20 protein-coding genes are annotated in these 20,503 nt (G+C 63.1%); 6 read left to right on the forward strand and 14 right to left on the reverse strand.

What is annotated here, in order from left to right; translation table 11 throughout:
- Nucleotides 1-15: 15 nt before the first annotated feature.
- The 3 genes from HMPREF1249_RS01880 to HMPREF1249_RS01890 form a co-directional block, all read right to left on the reverse strand.
- On the reverse strand, nt 16-1,941 hold the full coding sequence (locus tag HMPREF1249_RS01880) for a S9 family peptidase (protein ID WP_039873098.1): 1,926 nt from the start codon (nt 1,939-1,941) through the stop codon (nt 16-18).
- 104 nt (nt 1,942-2,045) lie between these two features.
- A complete protein-coding gene (locus HMPREF1249_RS01885; RefSeq protein WP_008521769.1) occupies nt 2,046-2,747 on the reverse strand; it encodes a cytochrome c biogenesis protein CcdA in 702 nt (233 codons plus the stop codon).
- A gap of 1 nt (nt 2,748) precedes the next feature.
- Nucleotides 2,749-3,210, reverse strand: coding sequence for a thioredoxin family protein (locus HMPREF1249_RS01890; protein ID WP_021775782.1), 462 nt, complete (start codon nt 3,208-3,210; stop codon nt 2,749-2,751).
- 92 nt (nt 3,211-3,302) lie between these two features.
- On the opposite strand from HMPREF1249_RS01890, the gene HMPREF1249_RS01895 reads away from it, so the two are divergent.
- From HMPREF1249_RS01895 to HMPREF1249_RS01915, 5 genes are all read left to right on the forward strand, one after another.
- Nucleotides 3,303-4,205 carry a YitT family protein gene (locus HMPREF1249_RS01895; protein ID WP_008521767.1) on the forward strand — a complete coding sequence of 301 codons (903 nt, stop codon included), beginning with the start codon at nt 3,303-3,305 and terminating at the stop codon, nt 4,203-4,205.
- A 111-nt stretch (nt 4,206-4,316) separates the two neighbouring features.
- Complete coding sequence (locus HMPREF1249_RS01900; RefSeq protein ID WP_008521766.1) at nt 4,317-4,946, forward strand: class I SAM-dependent methyltransferase; 630 nt, start codon at nt 4,317-4,319, stop codon at nt 4,944-4,946.
- 80 nt (nt 4,947-5,026) lie between these two features.
- On the forward strand, nt 5,027-6,394 hold the full coding sequence (trkA, locus tag HMPREF1249_RS01905) for a Trk system potassium transporter TrkA (protein WP_021775784.1): 1,368 nt from the start codon (nt 5,027-5,029) through the stop codon (nt 6,392-6,394).
- Nucleotides 6,395-6,398: 4 nt separating this feature from the next.
- Nucleotides 6,399-7,856 (forward strand): TrkH family potassium uptake protein, encoded by a 1,458-nt coding sequence (locus tag HMPREF1249_RS01910; protein WP_008523258.1) that lies wholly within the window; start codon nt 6,399-6,401, stop codon nt 7,854-7,856.
- A gap of 103 nt (nt 7,857-7,959) precedes the next feature.
- A complete protein-coding gene (locus HMPREF1249_RS01915) occupies nt 7,960-8,418 on the forward strand; it encodes a protein-export chaperone SecB (RefSeq protein WP_008521763.1) in 459 nt (152 codons plus the stop codon).
- A gap of 70 nt (nt 8,419-8,488) precedes the next feature.
- Here the strand turns inward: HMPREF1249_RS01915 and HMPREF1249_RS01920 are convergent, their stop codons facing one another.
- Nucleotides 8,489-8,710: a FeoA family protein gene (locus HMPREF1249_RS01920; protein ID WP_008521762.1), complete on the reverse strand. Its 222-nt coding sequence runs from the start codon at nt 8,708-8,710 to the stop codon at nt 8,489-8,491.
- A 291-nt stretch (nt 8,711-9,001) separates the two neighbouring features.
- Here HMPREF1249_RS01920 and HMPREF1249_RS01925 point away from each other — a divergent pair, with 291 nt between their 5' ends.
- Nucleotides 9,002-10,027 (forward strand): 3-oxoacyl-ACP synthase III family protein, encoded by a 1,026-nt coding sequence (locus HMPREF1249_RS01925; RefSeq protein ID WP_008521760.1) that lies wholly within the window; start codon nt 9,002-9,004, stop codon nt 10,025-10,027.
- Nucleotides 10,028-10,082: 55 nt separating this feature from the next.
- Here the strand turns inward: HMPREF1249_RS01925 and purE are convergent, their stop codons facing one another.
- Genes purE through purC form a run of 10 tightly spaced genes read right to left on the reverse strand, consistent with a single transcriptional unit; the run spans nt 10,083 to nt 20,146 of the window.
- The gene (gene purE, locus HMPREF1249_RS01930) at nt 10,083-10,601 is read right to left on the reverse strand and encodes a 5-(carboxyamino)imidazole ribonucleotide mutase (protein WP_008521759.1); all 519 of its coding nucleotides are present in this window, start codon (nt 10,599-10,601) and stop codon (nt 10,083-10,085) included.
- A gap of 3 nt (nt 10,602-10,604) precedes the next feature.
- Nucleotides 10,605-11,891, reverse strand: a complete 1,287-nt coding sequence (gene purD, locus HMPREF1249_RS01935) for a phosphoribosylamine--glycine ligase (RefSeq protein ID WP_008521758.1) — start codon at nt 11,889-11,891, stop codon at nt 10,605-10,607.
- Between the two features lie 9 nt (nt 11,892-11,900).
- On the reverse strand, nt 11,901-13,418 hold the full coding sequence (gene purH / locus HMPREF1249_RS01940; RefSeq protein ID WP_021775758.1) for a bifunctional phosphoribosylaminoimidazolecarboxamide formyltransferase/IMP cyclohydrolase: 1,518 nt from the start codon (nt 13,416-13,418) through the stop codon (nt 11,901-11,903).
- Entirely contained in the window at nt 13,384-14,001 is a 618-nt protein-coding gene (purN, locus tag HMPREF1249_RS01945) for a phosphoribosylglycinamide formyltransferase (RefSeq protein ID WP_008523255.1), read from the reverse strand. The genes purH and purN overlap by 35 nt, the downstream gene beginning before the upstream one ends.
- Nucleotides 13,998-14,996, reverse strand: coding sequence for a phosphoribosylformylglycinamidine cyclo-ligase (gene purM / locus HMPREF1249_RS01950; RefSeq protein ID WP_008523254.1), 999 nt, complete (start codon nt 14,994-14,996; stop codon nt 13,998-14,000). Before purM ends, purN begins: the two co-directional genes overlap by 4 nt.
- Entirely contained in the window at nt 14,993-16,354 is a 1,362-nt protein-coding gene (purF, locus tag HMPREF1249_RS01955; protein WP_021775811.1) for an amidophosphoribosyltransferase, read from the reverse strand. The genes purM and purF overlap by 4 nt, the downstream gene beginning before the upstream one ends.
- Before the next feature lies 1 nt (nt 16,355).
- A complete protein-coding gene (gene purL / locus HMPREF1249_RS01960; protein WP_008521753.1) occupies nt 16,356-18,476 on the reverse strand; it encodes a phosphoribosylformylglycinamidine synthase subunit PurL in 2,121 nt (706 codons plus the stop codon).
- Nucleotides 18,463-19,176, reverse strand: coding sequence for a phosphoribosylformylglycinamidine synthase subunit PurQ (gene purQ / locus HMPREF1249_RS01965; RefSeq protein ID WP_008521752.1), 714 nt, complete (start codon nt 19,174-19,176; stop codon nt 18,463-18,465). Before purQ ends, purL begins: the two co-directional genes overlap by 14 nt.
- Nucleotides 19,173-19,430, reverse strand: a complete 258-nt coding sequence (gene purS / locus HMPREF1249_RS01970) for a phosphoribosylformylglycinamidine synthase subunit PurS (protein WP_008521751.1) — start codon at nt 19,428-19,430, stop codon at nt 19,173-19,175. The genes purQ and purS overlap by 4 nt, the downstream gene beginning before the upstream one ends.
- Nucleotides 19,427-20,146: a phosphoribosylaminoimidazolesuccinocarboxamide synthase gene (gene purC / locus HMPREF1249_RS01975; RefSeq protein ID WP_021775769.1), complete on the reverse strand. Its 720-nt coding sequence runs from the start codon at nt 20,144-20,146 to the stop codon at nt 19,427-19,429. Before purC ends, purS begins: the two co-directional genes overlap by 4 nt.
- Between the last annotated feature and the right edge of the window lie 357 nt (nt 20,147-20,503).

Genomic DNA, 20,503 nt, shown 5'->3' on the forward strand with positions numbered 1-20,503 from the left:
CGTAATTTTTGTCGGTTACTTGTGGCAATCGAACCAGTCGGCGATCTCCCGAAGCCGGGCAAGCCGCTCTTTCGGCTTGCCGCTGCGGCTCAGCTCGTGAGTTTCCTCGTGGAACAGGCAGAACCGGCACTCAACGCCTCGGACCTTTAAGGCGGTGAAAATTTGAGTCGCTTGGTTCATGTCGCACCGCATATCCTTGTCGCTGTGAATCAGCAGAAGCGGCGTCTTGATGTTCGCCGCGAACTTGAGCGGCGAGTCGTTCCAGTACCGTTCAGGGTAATCCCACGGCGTGCCTTCCACGTGCTGGTCGTCCACGAAGAAGAACCCGATGTCGGTTGAGCCGTACATGGAAGTCCAGTTGGAGATGGAGCGCTGGGCGCAGGCGGCCTTGAAACGGTCCGTGTGTCCCACGATCCAGTTGGTCATGTATCCGCCGTAAGAGCCGCCGGTGACGAAAAGCTCGGCCGGGTCGATGAACGGCGCCTGCTTCAGGCACTCGTCCACGAACGTCATCAGGTCCGAGTAGTCCCAGTCGCCGTAGTGTCCCCGAATGTCGTCGAAGTCATCGGTCCGGCCGTCGGCGCCCCGCGGGTTCGTGTAAATCACCGAGTATCCTCTGGCGGCCCAGCACTGCATCTCGTGGAAATAGACCTCGCCGAACGCCGCCTTCGGTCCGCCGTGAATGTGGAAGACCGCCGGGTATTTCTTGCCGTCGGCAAATCCGTACGGCTTCATGATCCAGCCGTCCAAGTCCTGCCCGACGTCGTTTTTGTAGGTGAAGTGTTCCGGCTTTGAAAGCTCCAGTTCGCCAGTCAGGCCGTCGTTGAACGACGTCAGTCGGACCGTCTCGCCGCCCTGGAGGACGAACAGCTCCTGAAGGTTCAGTCCCTGATGGCCCACAAAGGCCACGGTTGAGCCGGCAACGCCAAAGTCGTTCACGGCGTTTAAGTCGGTCAAGGCCCGCCAAGCCCCGTCGCTTTCCACCGCGTACAGGTTGCTCTTGTAGCCGCGGGTGGCGAGGCAGATGATCTGGCCGTCCCGGACGTAGAAGGACTGACGCTCTCCGACGCCGTAGTGCACGTCGCAGCACACCGAGTCCCTGAACCAGTTGTCCAAGTCGCCGGCGATCAGCTCCGGTTTTTTGCCTGAAATATCGAAGAACTGATAGTCCTGATTCAGCCCGCCCCTAACGCAGTCGGTCGCCTGGACGACGATCCGTCCGTTTCGATAGCCGGCGTAGTTGAACCGCCAGTCAAGCCCGCTGGACTTGAGCTCCGGCTTGCCGGACGCCAAGTCAATTTCGTAAACCGAATTCTTTTTCGGGCGGACGTCGTGCCAGACCGCCGCGGTCAGAAGAACCCGGCTCCCGTCCGGCGAAAGGGTGGCCATCTCCACGTCCCAGTCCGGCCCGGTCAGCCGTTTTTCCTCTGAGCTGTCCCAGAGGAGCAGGGCCCACCGGCGCGAGGGCGTGAACCCCGAACCGTTTGAAGAGAACGGCAACTCGGTGAAAACCGAGTAGGACGCCTCCTCCGGGTTCGGCTCCTTTGCCTTAATCAGCGCCTTGACGAGGAACTTCCCGTCGGCCAGCGGCCAAATGTAGCCGCACTGGTAAGGCAGGTCGAACAGGTGTTGAGCCTCGCCGCCGTCGATCGGCAGACGCCAGAACCGGGTCGTCTCCTTGGGGGCGTCTCCCCGCTCGGAGGCGAACACGAGGGCACTTCCGTCAGGCGTCCAGTTGAAAAACTTTTCCCGGCCTGAGCCGGTCAGCTGACGGGTAGAGCCGCTGGCCAGATCGTGCAGCCACAGGTCAGAGTTGTAACGGTTCTCGTCCAGATTAGCCGAAGAGACCGTGAAGGCGATTTTCGAGCCGTCGGGCGAAGGGGTCGGCTGAGCCAGGAACTTCATCTTGAGAAGATCATCATGTTGAGGGGCGCGTTTCATGAACAGAACTCCTTTCATCGCGGCCTGCGAAACGCAGGCGGTTTTATTCTGCCGTTCGAGGATGGACAGCATACAGGCGGCCGGCTATTGACCGGCCGCCTGTATTATACATGGGCGATAAAGAACCACACTCCGGCGCCTAAGACGAGAACGCCGCAGATTTTTGACAGAATTGCCGAACTGTTTGACGTCTCGCTCCACTGGAGCCAGCCGGACAGCTGACGGGAGAACACGCCGGCGGCCAGAAGAAGCAGAGCGTACCCGGCAGCAAAGCACAGGACGATGCCCAGCGCGAACGACGGACTCTTCTTCCACGAGTTGATGGCCAAAAGGAGGAGCGGGGCCATGAAGCCGAAGGAGCAGGGGCCGGAGATCAGGCCCGAGAACAGTCCCATCGTCAGCGCGCCGCTGAGGCCGCTGCCTCTGGCACGAATGGTGCCGTCGGTCAGGCCGGGAAGCCGGAAAGCTCCCAGCAGGCCTAATCCGAAGACGACCAGAAGAACGGCAGTCAGCAGGCTGAGCCAAGGGACAAACTTGGCGAACGCCGCGCCGCCGGCCACCACGATCCCGCCGATCAGCAGGATGTTGACGAACACCCCGGACGAGAAAGCCAGAGAAACGAGAGCCGCTCGTGCGGTCGTCGGCTCGCCGTCATCGCGCTGCACCCATCCCATCACCATAGGAATGAGCACGAGAGCGCAGGGCGACAGGAGAATGCTCAGAGCGCCCCAGACGGCTGCGGCAGCCAGCCCTAGCGGGCCGGGAGTCGCCACGGCGTTTTGGACCGACGCGAGGAAATGCCACACGTTACTTTCCTGTGGTCAGATCGTAGCCTAGATTTTTCCAGAGATCAACGAGCACGTCCTGCTCGCAGTATCCAACATGGCGGCCGATCTCCTCACCCTTAGCGTTCAGGAAGACGAACGTAGGCACAGCAAGGACAGCGTACTTCTGGGCGGCTTCGCTGTCCTGAAGGACGTCGATCATCTTCACGTTGACCTGAGAGCCGTATTTTTTCTCAAAATCCTCGACGATAGGCTTCATAGCTTGGCAGGCCCCGCAGGAGGCGGTGGACAGGTCAAGCATCGTCGGCAGGTCATTTGTCGCTGGAGCCTGAGCGCCTTCGGCAGCTGGCTTCTGGACAGCAGTCGCCTCAGTGCCCTTCGCGGCGGTGCAGGTCGTTCCACCTTGATCGGCAAGGGCTAATCCGCTTCCGGCTGAAATGATGCCAAGAGCGGCGAATAATGGTATGATTTTTGTCGTAAACATGAGAAAACTCCTTTCAGGATCATGATGTACCGAATTATAAACGGTGTTTTTTGAGCGAAAGAGGCGTCTTTTACGGAGAGAGAGGCAATCAAATGAACGAGTCAGCTGTCGCCGGACGACTGGAAAATTTGCTGTTGAAAGCGCGTCAAGTCATCAAAGAAGAGTGGTCCACGCTGCTCAGCGTCACGGTCGGCACGGCGATCATCTGCTTTGCACTGGTCGCGCTGACCGTGCCGTACAAGTTCGCCGGTACCGGCGTCACCGGCATTGCCCTGATCACAAATTATCTATGGGGCATTTCTCCAGCCTGGGTCATCACGATCGGCAACGTGTTATTGCTCGTCTGGGGCTGGCGGGAGCTTTCAACCCGATTCGCCGCATGGACTGTCTACGTCACAGTTCTGACCAGCGTGATGGTGCCGTTCTTTGAGCTGTTTACCTATCCGGTCATCCAAAACCCGCTGCTGGCCGCCCTGTTCTGCGGCGTCGTGGGCGGGGCCGGATTTGGCATGCTTTTCCGCGTCGGTGCCTGTTCCGGTGGAACCGACGTGGTAGTCATGGTGGCGAGGCGCCGGTGGAACATGGAAGTCGGGACCATGTCGTTTTACCTCAACATGGTCATCCTGCTGTGCTCCATCACGGTAGTGAGCTTTGAGCAGCTGCTGCTGGGCGCTCTCGTGCTGTACGTGGAAACTTGGACGATTGACAACGTGGTGCGCAGCTTCCACCGGCGGACCCAGATTCTGGTCATTAGCCCGTACCACGAGCAGATTGCCTCCTACGTGATGGACGAGCTGGACAGGTCGGCCACGCTGATCCCGGTTACGGGCGCTTACTCGGGGCGGGAGGGGCGCATGCTGCTGATCGTCCTCAACCGTCGGCAGGTGGCCCTGCTGAAAATGTTCATCGCTCGGGTAGACCCGTCGGCGTTCGTCGTCTTCTCCGACGTCTCCGAGGTGGTCGGCGAGGGGTTCAAGTCCTGGGGCCGCGACTGACAAAACAAGACATGTCCAAGAGGCGTTCTCCGGTTTCCGGGGGGCGCCTCTTTTGGATGGGAATGTTACAATATCAAAAAGTAAATAAAGCTAACATTTTGGAGGTGCCCTATGGCTTTTCAGTGGAAAGATCTGGCCGACGACTTTTCCGGTCGGCAGCAGAGGATCGTCGGCGTCTCGCTTTACAATCAGGTTGGCGAGCGAATTGCCCGGGAGCGCGGCTTAGGCCGGGCCGTTGAGGTGGCCTGCGGCGACGGAGGCTTTTCGTCTTTCTGGGTCCCCAACGCGACGGAGGCCGTCCTCACCGACGTGGAACCTCTCATGTGTCAGGCTGCCGCGAAGCGGCTGGCCAAGTTCCCTCACGTTCGAGTCGAACCCGCCGACGCGCTGGCTCTGCCGTTCGAGGGCGGGACGTTCGATACGGCGTTGGCTCTCAACTTCATTCACGTCCTTCCCCCGCAGAAACGGCAGGCCGTTTTGGCGGAGCTGCGCCGTGCCCTTCGGCCGGGCGGCGCGCTGATCGGCCTCGACTTCGGCATCGACGGGATGACGGAAGAGCAGTTTCGGGCGATGGCCGTCCGCTACGAGCGGGAGTTCGGCCCGGTGAAGGAGAAGAAGCAGCCGATGACGTTTGATCAGCTGCTGGCCGAGGTGCAGTCGGCCGGGTTCAAGCTGGCCGAAAAAGAAGTGTTTCTCGAGCCGACCGGCAGCGCCGTGTTCTTCCGGGCCGTCGCTCCCTGAGATCGGCCGGCTCGGCGGCGAATCATGCTATACTGAAACACTGTAAGGCGTAAAAGTTTTGTCAGGAGGGATCCGAGGCCATGAAAATAGTGGTCGTCGGCGCCGGCGACGTGGGCGCGTTTGTCGCCAAGTCGCTGTCGGAGGAAGGACACGACGTCGTCGTCGTGGAACAGGACCCCGACCGGGCCGATTTGATGAAGGAAACGCAGGACGTGGCGGTCGTTCAAGGAAACGGCGCGCGGCCGATCGTGCTGGAACAAGCGGGGGTTTCCAAGGGAAGCGACGTGGACGCGCTGATAGCCTGCACCAACCGGGACGAGGTCAACCTGATGGCCGGTTGGCTTGGCAAGCGGGCGGGCGTCAGGCAGGTCTTGGCGCGAGTGCGAGATCTTGAGTTTACCGACACGCCTGGCTGGGCTAAGGAACTGGGCATTGACATGCTTCACTCCCCCGAACGGGCACTGACGCGGGAAATCATGTCCCTGCTGGAGGTCACCGCGGCGCTTCACTCAACTGACATGGCCGGAGGTCTTGCCGGCAGTTTCGCGTTCCGCGTGGAGGACCGGTCGCCGGTTTGCGGGCGGTCCCTGCAGGAAGTGGGCGTCGCGTACCCCGACTTGGGGGCTGTGGTCGTCTACGTGGAGCGGAACGGCGAGGGCTTTCTGCCCGACGGACAGTGGAGAGCTCAGGCCGGGGACCTGTGTTTCCTCGTGTGCCTGAAGGAACGGGCCATGAAGGCCCAAGCCCTTTTTCACCCCGGCCGGACCAAACGGCTGGGGCGAGTGGTCGTTGTGGGCGGCGGCAAGCAGGGGGCCAACTTGGCGCGGGGCATTCTGCGCCGTTATCCCGGACTTGAGACCGTGCTGGTTGATCTGCGGCACGACAAGTGCGTCAAGCTGGCTGGCGAGATGCCCGACTTAGAAGTGATCAACGGGGACGGCCGGGAGGCCGAACTGCTGATCAACGCGGGCGTTCAGAGCGCTGACGGCCTTGTGGCCACGACCGACTCGGACGAGCAGAACATCGTCATCGCGGCGTTGGCCGGGACGCTGGGCTGCCGCAAGACCGTAGCGGTTGCCCGCCGGCGCGGGTATTCCCGGCTGCGGAGCGTTCTGCCTGTCGACGTGCTGCTCAACCCGAACGAGACGTTGGCGTCGTCGTTTCTGCGGCACGTTCGCTATCCCCGAAGCGCCGGCGTCCTGTCGCTCATCGACCGAATCGGGGCCGAGACGCTGGAGTTCACTCTCCCGGAGGACAGCCCGCTGGCTGGCCGGGCGGTGATGGACTTGGGGCTGGACCGAGGGGCCCTGATCGCCTTGGTGAGCCGGGGCGGCGGGCTGATCGTCCCCAACGGCCGGACGACCCTGCTGGCCGGCGACGTGATTACCCTGTTCGCGTCGGGCGGGCTCATGCCCAAGGCGATGCGGCTGTTCGGCCTCTCGGCGTGAGAAGATGAAAAATCCCCTCGTCCTGAAAATTTTAGGGTGGTTTGGGCTGGTCGTCTCTGGGACCTTGGTCCTTCCGCTCGCTTGGGCGCTCTGGGACGCCTCGGCGGATTGGCTCCCAATTCTCTGTTCTTTAGCCGCCGGCGGCGTCCTGTCGGGGCTGATGATCTTTGTCGGGACCGGACTGTCGGCTCAAAAGGAGCAGAACATCAACGCCGGGGACGCGGCGGTGATTGTGACCGGCGCGTGGGTTCTCGCGTCCGCTTTGGGCGCGCTCCCTTACTGGCTTGGCGGGTACTGCAGCTACACCGACGCGTTTTTCGAGGCCATGTCGGGGTTCACGACGACCGGCGCGTCAGTTTTCCCGCTGGTGGAGGCCTTACCGCGGGGGATTCTCTTTTGGCGGGCCCTGACTCACTGGCTGGGCGGCATGGGAATCATCGTGCTGGGGCTGACAGTTCTCAAGCTGTCAGGCGTGGGCGGCATGGAGCTCTACAAGGCCGAGGCGCCGACGCCCCTGCCTGAGAAGCTCACCCCTCGGCTGTGTCAGACCGCCCTGTGGCTGTGGCTCATCTACATGGGGCTGACGGCGGCGGAGACCGCTGCGCTCGTCGTCTGCGGCATGACGCCCTTTCACGCCCTGTGCCACGCGTTTTCCACCATGGCGACCGGCGGCTTTTCGACCTTCAACGGCTCGGTCGGGCAGCTGAACAGCCCGGCGGTGGAGTGGGTCATCATCGTCTTTATGGTGCTGGCGGGCGTCAACTTTACCCTTCACTTTCTCGCCCTTCGGGGCGAGGTTTCTTGTTATTGGAAGGACGACGAATGCCGGCTGTACGGCGGAATTCTGTTGGCCGGCGGCGCCTTCGCGGCGGTCCTCGCGATGCGGGCAGGGTTTTTCACCCAATGGGGAGAGGCGTTTCGGCGCGGGCTGTTTACCGTCGTCAGCACTATGACGACCACGGGATTTGTGGTCTGCAACTACGACCTGTGGCCTGCCGCGGCGAAGTTCCTTCTTATGCTGCTCATCTGCATCGGCGCGAGCGCTGGGTCGACCGGCGGCGGCATGAAGTGCGCCCGGATCATCGTCCTCTTCCGTCAGTGCCGTCGGGAGCTCCGCCACAGCTTGGCTCCCTACCGGGTGGACGTGCTCCACTACGGCGGCGGGCAGCTCAAAGACCGGGACGTGTCGTCCATCGGGACGTTTTTTGTGGCCTATGTGTCCTGTCTCGGCCTGCTGTCATTGCTGGCCGCGCTGTTGGGCTGCGACGCCACGACGGCCCTCACGTCGGTGATCACCTGCCTGGGCAACACCGGTCCTGGGCTTGGCTCCGTCGGCCCGGTCGGCAACTACGCGGCTCTGGCCGGGTCGGTCAAGTGGGTGCTGTCGTTCGCCATGCTTTTGGGCCGCCTTGAGATCATCACCGTCGCGTTGGCCTTTTTTTCGTCCTTCCGGAGGCTCTGAACCTTTCGTCCTGCCGGCGCTCTGTGGTATTATTAGCGGGTGACGTGACCCCCGCGGAACGGCGAGGCGATCACCGCGAGATATCCCTAAAGGAGAGATAGCTATGAAAGAGATTCGCCTTGCTGATTTTCGGGCAGAGAACCTGATTTTTTCGATCAACCACCAGTTTAAGCCGAGCGACAAACAGGTGCCGCTTGCTTTGCGGGTGAACCAGCGCGTCCGCATGAGCGCCAAGCCGGAGGAGCCCGTGTTCCTCAACATGGCACTGACGGTTTTCGGCGACGCGGAGAAGAACAACTACCCGTTCACCGTCGTGGCCGACGTGACCGGCGTGTTCTTCGTCAACGCTGAAGGACAGGATCGGGAAGCGATCCTGAAGGATCACGGCTTGGAGATTCTCATGCCCTACATGCGGGCGATGGTCTCGCAGCTCGTCTCGCTGGCGAACCTGCCCACGCCGGTCATTCTCCCGCCGCTGGACGCCGACGCCTTCCACAGCGAGCCGACGGCCGAGCCTGAAGCCGACGGGGAGTCAGCCGAAGCGGAGGAGCCGAAAGAGTAGCTTTTGAACGATAAAGAGGACGGAGCCCTCAGGGGTTCCGTCCTCTTTTTGTTGCGTTCATTGGCTCGTTTCAGGCGACGATAATCTGGGAACTGATCAGCCGTTCGATTGAAACCCGGGCTTCAGCCACCCCGATGATGATCTGGCCGTCTACGTTCTTGCAGATCTCAACGGCCGATCCGGGGAAAATTCCCAAGTCGGCCAGCCGTTTGAGGGTGGCCTTGTCGGTGATCTCAACGGCTCGGATCAACACTTTCTCTCCAGAGGCACAGTCGCTCATTTTGCGTCCCATGCCGTTCACCTCCCGCGCGCAGTTTCGCCCTCGCCGGCGCAGCGCCGGATTCAGAGTTCATGATCACAAACACGCCGAGGGGCCGTCATGTTTTATATACCAATCGGACCGAAATTGCAAGAGAAACCGCAGAACGGCGGGCACGGCAGGCGCTTGCGTTTGAAGCGGGGACCAAGTAAAATATGACTTGTTGATAATAGCTAGTCATATTTACCGCTCAGGTCCTGAGGACAAGGACATTTCCCGCCTGACGGGGAGCCTGCGGGGGCGGAAACGGACGGAGGATTTTTGATGAACGGTGCGTCGATCAGAGGAATTTCTTGGGTGACCGGAACCCGCCGGGTGACGAATGAAGATCTCGTGGCCGAGTTTGGGACGTGGACGGCTAAAAAAATCAGCTCGAAGACGGGAGTGTCGGTTCGCTGGCTGGCGACGGGCGAGACGACGTCCCAGCTGTCGGCCCGGGCGGGCGAGGCGTTTTTCGCCGAACACCCTGGCGTTTCCCGGGAGTCGATCGACATGCTGGTGCTCTGCACCGAGACGCCCGACTATCTGCTGCCCGCCACGGCTTGCGTGGTGCACCGCCTGCTGGGCCTGAGAAAAACCTGCGGGGCGTTCGACTACAATTTGGGCTGCTCAGGGTACTGCTACGGCTTGGCGCTGTGCAAAGGGTTCATCACTTCCGGGCTGGCCCGGCGCGTCCTGCTGGTGACCTGCGACTTGGTAACCCGCCACATCAACCCGCGCGACAAGGCGACTCGGCCGATTTTCGGCGACGCAGCGACGGTCACGCTGGTGGAGGAGAGTGCGGCCGATCATCTCCCGTTTTTGAGCTTCGGCACCGACGGGAGCGGCGCGGACGCGCTGATCATTCCGGCGGGCGGCACGGCCTGTCCCCGCTCGGAGTCGACCGGCGTCGAGACGGCCAACCGGTTCGGCAACGTGAGCTGCGCTGAGAACCTGTTCATGGACGGCCGACGGGTGCTCGACTTTGGCGTGACCGAAGTCCCGGCGTCGCTGAGCGCCCTGCTTGCCGCCAGCGGCGAGAGCTTTGAGTCTGTGGACTTGATCGTGTTCCATCAGGCGACCCGGCTGATGCTTGAGACGCTTCGGGACAGCATGAGCATCCCGCCGGAGAAGTTCGTCATCGACCTAGAGGACACGGGCAACACGGTGAGTTCTACGATCCCTCTGGCTCTGGCCCGGGCCGTGCGCGCTGGGCGTCTTAAGCCGGGAATGAAGGTCCTGCTGTCAGGGTTTGGCGTCGGGTTCTCGTGGAGCAGCGCGCTGGTCCATTGGGACGAAGAGGCAAAGTAACGGGAAAAAAGAGAGCCGGACGGCGTGAAGCCGTCCGGCTCTTTGTTGATAAGGCCTACTCTTGAAACGCGTCGTCCGGCGCGAGGGGCAGCCCTGACAGCTTGGCCCGGGAGTCCCGGGTCTTTTGGGCGTTTTTGTCCCGGTACTCGACCAGCCGGGCGGCGACGTCCCGGTCGCTCAAGGCGACGATTCGGACGGCCAGCAGGGCGGCGTTTGACGCCCCGTCAATTCCGAGGCAGCCGACCGGCACGCCGCTGGGCATCTGGGCGATGGCGTAGAGGGCGTCAAGGCCGGTCAGAGCGCCTCCGGAAGCGGGAACGCCTAGGACCGGAAGGAGCGTGTGGGACGCCAATACGCCCGGCAGGGCGGCCGACAATCCGGCAACCGCGATAAGCGCCTTCAGCCCGCGGCGCGCGGCGTTCTGCGCGTAGCGCTGGGCGTCGACCGGCGTGCGGTGGGCCGACGCGACGGTCACCTCAAATTCAACGCCGAAGTCCTTCAGGACCGACGCGGCCTTCTGGGCTAATGGCTCATCGCTGGCCGAGCCGAGGACGATTCCAACCTGAGGGGTCATTCATCAAGCTCCTTTCAGGGCGTCATGCCCAATATCGTTTCGTTTTTGGCACCCGTCAAACGAGATCAGTTCGCTCGCTCGGTAGGCCAGTTCCCGCGCTTCGTCAAACGTCGCCGCCGCCGCTGAGACGCACAGCACCCGCCCGCCGACGGCCAAGAGTTTCCCGTCACGCCGCGACGTGCCGGAGTGGAAGACGCGGACGCCGGGCAGTTTTTCGGCCTCGTCGACGCCCGTGATGACCGCCGGGTCGCTCGGGCCGAACGGGTAGGTTTTCGAGGCTAAGACGACGCAGACCGCTGCTCCGGATACGGGGACGCTGCCGGACGGGCCGAGCTCCCCCTGAGCGGCCGCAAGGCACAGGTCAAGCCAAGTGTCGCCGCAGAGTGGCAGAAGGACTTGGGCTTCTGGGTCGCCGAGCCGGACGTTGTACTCCAAGACGTTGATCTTTCCGTCCGGGCCGATCATCAGTCCGGCGTACAGCACGCCGCGGAACGGTATGTTCTGCGCGACAAGGCCGGCGACCGACGGCTCGACCACTTGGGCGATGATTCGCTTTTTCAAGTCGTCGCCCACCCAAGAGACGGGCGCATACGCGCCCATTCCGCCGGTGTTCGGGCCCTTGTCGCCGTCTTGGAGCCGTTTGTGGTCTTGGCTGAACGGGAGCAGTCGCCACGACTTCCCGTCCGTGACGATCATGACCGACAGTTCCCGGCCGGTCAACCCCTCTTCGATGAGAACCTGTTCTCCTGCCGCGCCCAGCGTCCGGTCTTGAAGCAGCTGGCGGCAGGCCGACAGGGCGCCGGAGAGTTCGGGCTCGACGAAGACGCCCTTGCCTGCCGCAAGCCCTGTGGCCTTGACCACGTAGGGCGGGACGAACTGGGATAGGGCGGCCTCGGCCTCGGCGGTGGAACGGCAGAGGACCGACCGGGCCGTCGGCACGCCGGCGGCGCGCATGAAGTCCTTGGCGAACGCCTTGTCGCTCTCGAGCCGAGCACCCGCCGCGCCCGGGCCGAAGACCGACAGCCCGGCCTGGCGCAGTTCGTCCGCGAGGCCGGCGGCCAAAGGGGCTTCCGGCCCGACGACGACCAAGTCGACGGCGCGTTTTTTGCACAGGTCAACCACCGCGGCGGCGTCCTGCCACGGGACGGGACAAACTTCGGCGAGACCTTCCATCCCCGGGTTGCCCGGGGCGGCGATCAGCCGGCCGCAGCGGCTTGAGCGGGACAGGGCCAGACAGATGGCGTGTTCCCGTCCGCCGCTTCCGATCACAAGACAGTTAATCGGCTTCATCGCTTCGCCTCAGTGCCGGAACGTGCGGACGCCGGTGATGAACTGGCTGACGCCGAGCTTTTCGGAGACGGCGAAAACCTCTTCGTCCTTCACCGAGCCGCCGGGCTGAATGATGGCCTGAACGCCAGCCCGAGCGGCCTCTTCCACTCCGTCAGGGAACGGAAAAAACGCGTCGCTGGCCATGACGGCGCCCCTAGCTTTCTCCCCGGCCTGACGGGCGGCGAACTCGACGGCGAACAGTCGGCTGCAGAAGCCCATGCCGATGCCGACCGTCGCGCCGTTCTTGACCATGGCGACGGCGTTGCTCTTGGAGAGCGCGGCAGCCTTCCAAGCCAGAATCAAGTCGTCCCAGAGCTCCGGCCGAGGTGTGCCGACCCACCGGCCCGCGTCAGGGGACGGCAGCGGCGGCAGCCCGTCGTCTTGGGCGAGAAATCCGGTCCAAGTGGAGCGCAGGCCTTTCGCCTGCGGCTGGACGCCGTCCCAAACGGCGATTCGCAGCTTAGGACGCCGGGCCGACAGAACGGCTAAGGCGTCGTCGTCGATGCTCGGGCAGAGCAGGACTTCAAGGAATCGGTCGGCCAGGATTCGGGCGAACGGCGCGTCGATGTTCCGCGTGACCGCGGCGACGCCGCCGAACGACGACACCGGGTCGCAGGCGTGGGCCAGCTGCCACGCCTCTTCGAGCGTGTCGGCCTGGGCAATCCCGCAGGGCGTCGTGTGCTTGATGACCGCTGCGGCGGGCCGGTCGCGGAGCAGGGCAAAGGCCCGCATGGCCGCGTCCAAGTCGAGGACGTTGTTGTATGACAGGCCCCCGCCTGATTTAATCTCCAGCGGGAAGCGGGAAGCGGCGGGCAGCAGAAGCTCGGCGGACTGGTAGGGGTTTTCGCCGTACTTGAGCGGATTGACCGAACTCAGAGCCAGCGGCGCGTCGTTGGGGCAGGGTTCGCCGAGGGACCGGCTCAAGGTCCTCACGATGACGGCGTCGTACCGGGCCGTTTGGTTCAGCGCTTGGACGGCCGCGTGGCGGCGGAACCCGTCGGAGAAATCTCCCCGCAGGTCCCAGTCGGCCAGCGCGGCGTCGTACTGGTCAGGGCGGCAGAGAACCGTCACAAACCGAAAGTTCTTCGCCGCGGCGCGCAGGAGCGAGACGCCGCCGATGTCAATTTGTTCGACCAGCTCGGCGGTGCCCGCGCCGTCAGACGCGGCGCGCTCGAACGGGTACAGGTTGCAGACCACTAGGTCAATCGGGCTGATGTTTCGGCTGACCAGTTCGCCCAAGTCCGACGGCTCGTCCCGGCGGGCCAGAATGCCGCCGAAAACGGCCGGGTGCAGCGTTTTGACCCGGCCGCCCAAAATGGACGGGAAGCCCGTGACGTCGGCGACCTCGGTCACTGGCAGTCCGGCTGAGCGCAGGAACTTGGCCGTGCCGGAGCTCGAGATTAGCTCGAAATCCCTTTCGATGAGTCCCCGGGCCAGTTTCTCCAGCCCGGTTTTATCGCTGACAGAAAGCAGCGCTCGTTTCTTCATTCAGGTCTCCTTTCCCCGCGCCGGGGAGCGACAGCGCGTAGTCTCGAACGGCGGGCCAGTAGATACGGTGTTCGGCCGCGTGAATTTTTTCCTCATACGACTCGCGGGTATCGCCGTCTTCCCTGGCGACGGCCTCTTGAACGAGAATCGGCCCGTGGTCGGTCAGCTCGTCGACGAGGTGAACCGTCACGCCGGAGTATTTCTCTCCCGTCGCCCAGAAGTCGTCGATCGCGTGGGCGCCCGGAAAAGCGGGCAGAAGCGCCGGGTGAATGTTGACGATTCGTCCCCGATGAGCGGCGACGAACTGGGGCGAGAGGATCCGCATGAACCCGGCCAGAACGATGAGGCTGACATCTGAGTCACAAATCAGCCGGGTCAGTTCGCCCTCAGCCGCCTCTTTCCCTTCCCTGTAGGGAAGGACGGCCGTTTGCAGGCCAAACTGTCGGGCTTTGGCCAGTCCGGGCGCGTCGGCTCTGCTCGAGGCGACGAAGGCCACGGAAAAACGGGGATCTTTTGAACATCGTTCGGCCAGAGCGGCCATGTTGGTTCCTCGGCCGGACAGCAAAACGGCCAGGCGGATCATGCCCGAACGACCCGTCCGATGACCTGTGGGTTTTCTCCGGCGGCTTTGAGCGCGTCAGTCAGCCGGCCGAGCGAGTCCGGCGACGTGATCATCACAAACCCGATGCCCAAGTTGAACACCCGGCGCATCTCGTCCTCGGCCACGCCGCAGGAAGCGATCAGGTCGAACACCGCCGGCCGCTTCCAGCTCGAAAAGTCCACGTCGCAAACGAGCCCGGCAGGAAGAACCCGGTTGACGTTGCCGGCCATGCCGCCGCCGGTGATATGGGCCATCGCCTTGACGGCCCCGGTTCGGGCCGCGCTCAGGGCCTGATTGACGTAAAGCCGGGTGGGCTTCATCAGCGACTGGCCAAGCGTCTCGCCGGGAACCGGCCCGGGACGGGACAGGTCGCCTTTGGCGATAGACTGGGCCAGAGCTTCCCGAACCAACGTGTACCCGTTGCTGTGGACGCCGGAACTGTGAAGTCCGACCAGCAGGTCACCCTCCTGAACCGACGAGCCGTCGATCACGTCCCGCTCGTCCACGACGCCGACGGCAAAGCCGGCCAAGTCAAACGTCTGGGGACCGTACACGCCGGGCATTTCGGCGGTTTCCCCGCCCAAGAGGGCGCAGCCGCAGGACGCGCAGGCCCGGGCGACCGACTCGACGACGGGGGCGAAAACCGGCTCGTTCAGGGCGCCGCAGGCGATGTAGTCGAGGAAAAACAGCGGCCGGGCGCCGCCTGTGACGAGGTCGTTCACGTTCATGGCCACCAAGTCTTGGCCGATCGGCGCGAAAATGCCCGTCGCGCGGGCCAGTTCAACCTTTGTTCCCACGCCGTCGCAGCAGCCGGCCAGAAGCGTTGTCCCGCTGAGCCGGTACAGGCCGCTGAAGCCGCCGATGCCGCCGACGACCGCAGGATCGGCGGGAACGCCCTTCATGATTTTCTTGATGGTCTCGACCCACTGATCGCCGCCGGCGATGCTGACGCCGCTTTTCTCATACGTCAAAGTCATCGTTTGTCTTCCTCCATGTAGTGTCCGTCAAAGCAGGCCGTGCAGAGTTCGCAGGCCGGCTTGCCGATGGAACGGATCAGAGCTTCTTTCGTCAGGTACTGCAGGCTGTCACAGCCAAACTGGCTCGCCATGGCCGGCACGGACTTTTGAGCCGCCACAAGGTCGTCCCGGCTCGGCGTGTCGATGCCGTAAAAGCACGGATAGCACACCGGCGGGCTTGAAATCCGCAGGTGAATGCCCCGGGCGCCGCAGCGGCGGAGCAGGGCGCAGACCTTCCGCGACGTGGTTCCGCGGACGACCGAGTCGTCGATTGCCACCAGCTGGCGGCCCTCTATCAGGCTGCGGATCGGGTTCAGTTTTTTCTGCACGCCCAGCTCCCGCACCCGCGGCGTCGGCTCGATGAACGTCCGGCCCGAGTACCTGTTGCGGACGATCGCGGCCTGATAGGCATGTCTGCTCTCGGCGGCGTAGCCCAGTGCGGCGATTGTGCCGCTGTCCGGCAGTCCTGTGACCACCGCGTCGGTCGGACAGCCGTTCGTTTTGGCGAGCTCCCGGCCCATGCGGATCCGGCTCTCGTACACCGACACGCCGTCGATGACGCTGTCAGGCCGGGCGAAGTAGACGTATTCAAACGCGCAGTGATAGTGTCGGGCCGGCGTGAGCCGCAACTTGGACGAGTGGAGGCCCGTCGAGTCGATCAGAAGAATTTCGCCTGGGTCAAGATCGCGGATGAAATGGGCTCCCAGCAGGTCAAAGGCGCAGCTCTCCGACGCCACGTAGAACACCCCGTCGCGCTCGCCTAGGGCCAAGGGACGGAACCCCCAAGGGTCGCGGACGGCGATGAGTCGGTTTTCGTGGACGATTACCAGAGAAAACGCGCCGCGAAGTTTGGTGCAGCTGCGCTGGACCGCGTCAGCGAACGGCACGTCGGGTTGATGGCTGATCAGGTGGAGCACGACTTCCGTGTCGGTGCGGGACTGGAAAATCGCCCCGCCGTGTTCCATCTGCCGCTTGAGCTCGTCGGTGTTGGTCAGGTTGCCGTTGTGAGCGACGGCGAACGACCCGTGAACGGACGAGCTGGCCGCAAGAGGCTGGGCGTTGGCAAGGCCGGTTCCGCCGGTAGTGGCGTAGCGGACGTGGCCGATTGCCGCTTGGCAGGTCACCTGAGCCAGCTCAGTCTGGGAAAGGGCCAGATGTACCAACCCGTTTCCCCGGCGGCACAGGACTTGCCCGGCCTCGTCAGACCAGGCAACGCCGGCTGCTTCCTGTCCTCGGTGCTGCAGGGCGTACAGGCCTAAGTAAATTTCCTCCAGGAGGTGAGCCCCCCTGGAGGAAAAAGCTCCGATGATCCCGCACATCCTACGCTTCCCAGCTTCGGCGCAGCGTCTCGGTCGGGACGTGGAAAGCGCCCGACAGGGAGAGCGTTTTTCCGCCCGCCGTCCCAAGGAGAGCCAGCGGAACGTCGCCCCACAGGGCGGCAAACGCCTCGGCGTTCTCGGCCGACACGGCGTAAACGGCGGCGCAGGCACCTTCGCCGTACAGCTGAGGCTCGCTCAGACTGCCGGCGTTCAGCCACGCGCCGACGGCGCTGGCCGCGGACTCCTTGGCCAAGGCGACGGCCAATCCGCCGCGGGACAGAGCCCTGCCGCTGTGAGCCAGACCGCTGCGGGCGGCCGCTCTGGCAGATCGATCGAACGTCCGCTCCCGGCCGAAGTCGACCGCTTCGGGCCGGCCGGCGGGGCCTTCGCCCCAAATTCGCTGGGCCAGCGAGCCGGCAAGGGTTCCGTTCAACCAGCCGGCGAGGAAAATAACGTCGCCTTCCTGCCACCGGCCGCTGCGGAGCAGGCCGCAGGCGTCGGGAATCAGGCCGACGGTCCCGACCAGCGGCGTTGGCAGAATCCCGCCCCGGCTCGTCTCGTTGTACAGGCTCACGTTGCCCGATACGACCGGGCAGTTCAGCTCGCGGCAGGCGTTCCCCAGACCGCGGACGCACTCGGACAGGGTCCAGAAGTTCTCCGGCTTCTCCGGCGAGGGGAAGTTCAGACAGTTGGTCAGACCGGCAGGCTCCGCGCCGGCAACGGCCAAGTCGCGGCAGCTCTTGGCGGTCAGCCGTTCGGTTCCCCGCTGAGGGTCGAGCCAGCACGCCCACGGGTCGGCTTCCATCGAGACGGCCGCGAGCCGGTCGGTCCCTTCAATCCGGAAGACCGAGACGGGCGAGCCGGGGCCGACGACCGTGTTGGTCTGGACCATCGAGTCGTACTGGACGTAAATCGCGTCCCGGGAACGGACGGCCGGATCGGCTAGGAGGGCTAAAAGGGCTTCGGCGCCCGATGGGATTGAAAACTCGCGGCTCTGCCAGCGGCTTTCCAAGTCCGGCCGCTCTGCCGGCCAGTCGATGACCGGGCAGTCGCTGCCGATCGTCGAGGCCGGAACGTCGGCGACGACATGGCCATTCCACAGGATCCGGTACGAGTCGCCTTCCTCGGTGCGGCCGATGACCGCCGCGCCAAGGCCCCACCTTGACGCGATGGCGAACACGTCGTCCAGCTTGTCGTCTTCAACGACGAGCAGCATGCGCTCCTGAGTCTCCGACAGGGCGATTTCCCACGGCTCCATGTCGGGGCTGCGGAGCGGCACGGCGCTGAAGTCCACCGTCATGCCCACGCCGCTCTTTGCGGCCACTTCGGACGACGACGACAGAATGCCCGCCGCGCCCATGTCCTGAACGGACACGAAAAGACCGGCGTCTCTCATCTCAAGACACGCCTCGACCAAGAGTTTTTCCTCGAACGGGTCGCCGATCTGAATGGACGGGCGGCTCGACGCGCTGTCGTCCTTGAGCTCTGCTGAAGCGAACGCCGCGCCGGCGATTCCGTCTCGGCCCGTGCGGGAGCCCAGCAGGACCACCGACTGGCCCGGACGGGCTTTCTGGGAGCTCACCAAGCTGGACAGCTTCACGACGCCGATGTTCATGGCGTTTACCAGCGGGTTGCCCTCGTAGCACGGGTCATACGCCGTCATGCCGCCGATCGTCGGAACGCCGATACAGTTGCCGTAGCTTCCGACGCCCTTGACAACCCCATCGTGGACCGACGACTCGGGCGAGCCGAAGAACAGGCCGTCGAGCGACGCCACTGGCCGAGCCCCCATGGCTAAAACGTCCCGAATAATGCCGCCCACGCCGGTCGCCGCGCCCTGCAACGGCGCCACGGCCGACGGGTGGTTGTGGCTTTCTACTTTGAAAGCGATTCCCCAGCCGTCGCCGCCGTCGATCACGCCGGCGTTTTCTCCCGGCCCCATGACGACCTTGGGCCCGGTGACCGGCAGGGTCTTGAGCAGCGGGCGGGTCGACTTGTAGCTGCAGTGTTCCGACCACATGACGCCCATAATCCGCAGCTCCAGATCGTTGGGTTCTCGGCCAAGCCTTCGGCACAGATCGTCGTATTCGCTCTGCCGAAGTCCCACGTCAGCGTAGTTCATTCGAGCCCCTCCGTTCAAGCCAGCTTTCGATCGACGTCCAGAATCTCCGGCCGTCGTCGCCGCCCAAGAGACTATCGGTGAAACGTTCCGGATGAGGCATCAGCCCGAAGACGTTGCCGGCTTCGTTGACGATCCCGGCGATGTTTTCCGTCGCGCCGTTCGGGTTGCTCTCTTCGGTCGTCTCCCCGGCGGCCGTGCAGTACCGAAGGACCACGCCGCGCCGTTCGTTCAGGCGTTTCAGCTCGTCTGGAGCGATCGTGAACCGCCCCTCGTTGTGGGCGATTGGGATCGTGATGACCTGACCGGCGGAAAAGTGTCCAGTGTAGGGCGTGTCAGTCCGCTCCACCCGCAGCGTCACGGGCTTGCAGACGAAGTGAATGCACTCGTTTTGCAACAGGGCGCCGGGCAACAGGCGCGTCTCGGTCAGCATCTGAAACCCGTTGCATATGCCAAGCACGAGGCCGCCGCGGGCCGCAAAGTCCTTGATCGAGTTCATCAGCGGAGAGTGGGCGGCCACAGCGCCGCACCGTAGATAGTCCCCGTAGGAAAAGCCGCCCGGCAGGACGACGAGGTCCGTCTCGGGCAGTTCGCTTTGGCCGTGCCACGCGGTGACCACAGGGCCGCCGGTTACCTGGTGAAGCGCCTTAATGACGTCCGTATCGCAGTTGCTTCCGGGAAAAATCGCAACGGCGCTTCTCACCGCCGCCCCTCCTCGTACTCGGCCGACCAGTCCTCAATGATGTCGTTGACCAGAAGGTCTGAACACATCTGGGCTACCGCCTTCTCGGCAGCCGCCTGATCGTCGGCCTGCAGGGACAGCCTGATATACTTGCCGACCCGGACGTCTTTCACCGCGTCAAAGCCCAGCCGCTTCAGCGAGCCGGCAACGGCCTTGCCCTGAGTGTCCAGAATGCCGTCCTTGAGGAAAACAAGCAGCTTGACGTCGAACGTCATGCGTCCATCCCCCGGGCGCTCAGACGCCGCCAGATCTCCTCGTACGCGCCCAGCACGTCGCCCAAGTCCTTGCGGAACCGGTCCTTGTCCAAATGGTCGTGGGTCTTCGAGTCCCAGAACCGGCAGGTGTCAGGGGAAATCTCGTCGGCCAGAAGCACGCGGCCTTTCTCGTCCCGGCCAAACTCCAATTTGAAGTCGACGAGCAGCACGCCGACGGACGCGAACAGCTCGGTTAAAAGTTTGTTCACCTTCAGGGCGATCGACTTGATCGTCGCCACTTCTTCTTCGGTCGCCCAGCCCAGAACGATCGCGTGATCGTCGTTGATCAGCGGGTCGTCCAACGCGTCGCTCTTGTATGAGAACTCGATGATGGGGCGGGAAAGCTTCTTTCCCTCTTCGACGCCCAGCCGGCGGCACAGCGAACCGGTCGTCACGTTTCGCACGATCGTCTCCAACGGGATGATCTCCACCTTGCGGATCAGCTGGTGAGTCTCGTCAACCTGCTTGATGAAGTGACTCTCCACGCCCTTTTTGGCCAGCCACGTGAAGATCCAGCTGCTGATGACGTTGTTCAGGTGTCCCTTGCCCGCCTTCTCGTCGCGTTTCTTCGCGTTGAACGCCGTCAGCGAATCCTTGTACTGAACCAGCAGAACGTTCGGATCATCGGTCGAAAAAATCTTCTTTGCCTTGCCCTCATACAGTAACTCTTCCGCCATGTCGAGCACCTCCAAAGGGGATTTTATGATTAACATTATCGTCCTATCTATTTAAATGTCAATGATATTTTAGGATATTAAAATCAGATTTGGTATTTTTGTCATCTTTGAATGTATTGGCGCTTTTTGTTGTTTTCAGCAAATTTTTCTTGGCCTAGGAATCGCTATGCCGTGGGGAGAAACTTTTCCCGGAAACGCGTTTGGACGGCATGGGAAAGCTGAGGCGGGTTCTCTTTTAGAAAACGAACTCGATTAAATACTTATGCTGAAAATTTTTTTGGAAAAGTAACGAAGTCTTGTCAGGGAGGGGGGGGATGATAAAATAAAGTCGCTGGTTCAAGGGGTAAGGATCAGCAC

The sequence above is a fragment of the Jonquetella sp. BV3C21 genome (assembly GCF_000468895.1).
Lineage (GTDB): Bacteria > Synergistota > Synergistia > Synergistales > Dethiosulfovibrionaceae > Jonquetella > Jonquetella anthropi.

Excerpts from the sequence above, each read along its gene's own strand:
- HMPREF1249_RS01880 (WP_039873098.1), bottom strand. The coding sequence starts at position 1,941 with ATGAAACGCGCCCCTCAACATGATGATCTTCTCAAGATGAAGTTCCTG.
- HMPREF1249_RS01890 (WP_021775782.1), bottom strand. The coding sequence starts at position 3,210 with ATGTTTACGACAAAAATCATACCATTATTCGCCGCTCTTGGCATCATT.
- HMPREF1249_RS01895 (WP_008521767.1), top strand. The coding sequence starts at position 3,303 with ATGAACGAGTCAGCTGTCGCCGGACGACTGGAAAATTTGCTGTTGAAA.
- HMPREF1249_RS01900 (WP_008521766.1), top strand. The coding sequence starts at position 4,317 with ATGGCTTTTCAGTGGAAAGATCTGGCCGACGACTTTTCCGGTCGGCAG.
- trkA (WP_021775784.1), top strand. The coding sequence starts at position 5,027 with ATGAAAATAGTGGTCGTCGGCGCCGGCGACGTGGGCGCGTTTGTCGCC.
- HMPREF1249_RS01910 (WP_008523258.1), top strand. The coding sequence starts at position 6,399 with ATGAAAAATCCCCTCGTCCTGAAAATTTTAGGGTGGTTTGGGCTGGTC.
- HMPREF1249_RS01915 (WP_008521763.1), top strand. The coding sequence starts at position 7,960 with ATGAAAGAGATTCGCCTTGCTGATTTTCGGGCAGAGAACCTGATTTTT.
- HMPREF1249_RS01920 (WP_008521762.1), bottom strand. The coding sequence starts at position 8,710 with ATGGGACGCAAAATGAGCGACTGTGCCTCTGGAGAGAAAGTGTTGATC.
- HMPREF1249_RS01925 (WP_008521760.1), top strand. The coding sequence starts at position 9,002 with ATGAACGGTGCGTCGATCAGAGGAATTTCTTGGGTGACCGGAACCCGC.
- purE (WP_008521759.1), bottom strand. The coding sequence starts at position 10,601 with ATGACCCCTCAGGTTGGAATCGTCCTCGGCTCGGCCAGCGATGAGCCA.
- purD (WP_008521758.1), bottom strand. The coding sequence starts at position 11,891 with ATGAAGCCGATTAACTGTCTTGTGATCGGAAGCGGCGGACGGGAACAC.
- purH (WP_021775758.1), bottom strand. The coding sequence starts at position 13,418 with ATGAAGAAACGAGCGCTGCTTTCTGTCAGCGATAAAACCGGGCTGGAG.
- purN (WP_008523255.1), bottom strand. The coding sequence starts at position 14,001 with ATGATCCGCCTGGCCGTTTTGCTGTCCGGCCGAGGAACCAACATGGCC.
- purM (WP_008523254.1), bottom strand. The coding sequence starts at position 14,996 with ATGACTTTGACGTATGAGAAAAGCGGCGTCAGCATCGCCGGCGGCGAT.
- purF (WP_021775811.1), bottom strand. The coding sequence starts at position 16,354 with ATGTGCGGGATCATCGGAGCTTTTTCCTCCAGGGGGGCTCACCTCCTG.
- purL (WP_008521753.1), bottom strand. The coding sequence starts at position 18,476 with ATGAACTACGCTGACGTGGGACTTCGGCAGAGCGAATACGACGATCTG.
- purS (WP_008521751.1), bottom strand. The coding sequence starts at position 19,430 with ATGACGTTCGACGTCAAGCTGCTTGTTTTCCTCAAGGACGGCATTCTG.
- purC (WP_021775769.1), bottom strand. The coding sequence starts at position 20,146 with ATGGCGGAAGAGTTACTGTATGAGGGCAAGGCAAAGAAGATTTTTTCG.